Source organism: Rahnella sp. BCC 1045, from assembly GCF_019049615.1.
In the GTDB taxonomy this organism is placed as follows: Bacteria; Pseudomonadota; Gammaproteobacteria; order Enterobacterales; family Enterobacteriaceae; genus Rahnella; species Rahnella contaminans.
Window position 1 is genome coordinate 1 of sequence record NZ_JAFMOZ010000021.1, and the last position, 484, is coordinate 484.

At 79.5% G+C, this 484-nt stretch carries 1 pseudogene; it reads right to left on the reverse strand.

The features are described 5' to 3' along the window. A pseudogene (locus tag J1782_RS00110) lies at positions 1-358 on the reverse strand (hypothetical protein); the annotation flags it as partial. Between the last annotated feature and the right edge of the window lie 126 nt (positions 359-484).

Sequence of the window (484 nt, forward strand, 5' to 3'; positions counted from 1 at the left end):
CCGGGGTGGCGCAGCGGCGCAGGGTGTCGGCGTCCAGCCTCCCCTGGTCCGCGAGCCGGCAGGCCTGCGCGAGCCCCGCCGCCTCGTCGAGCATGCCCAGACTCGCGGCCACCGACGCCGCGTAGGTGTCCGCGTCGACCAGCAGCACGCGCGCGCCGTGCAGGGCCGCCTCGGCCGCGAGGTTGATCGCGACCACGGTGCGCCCCGGTGCCCCGGCGGGTCCCCACACCACCACGAGCCGGGGTTCCACCCCGTCGTCGCCTGCTCCGGCGTCCACGTCCCCCTCCGGGTGCCACAGCTCGCGCTCCCCGCCGTCCTCGGCGCTCTCCCCGACGCCGTCACCGGCGGTGGGTGGCACTGGCCCGGTCCCGTGATCGGCCTCCTCGGTGTGGCCCCGGGACCCCCGGGCGCGGGCGACGTCGCCCTGCCGCCCTTCCCCGCTCCGCGCGTCCTCCCCGTCCGGCCCTGCGGCCCGGGACCCGTC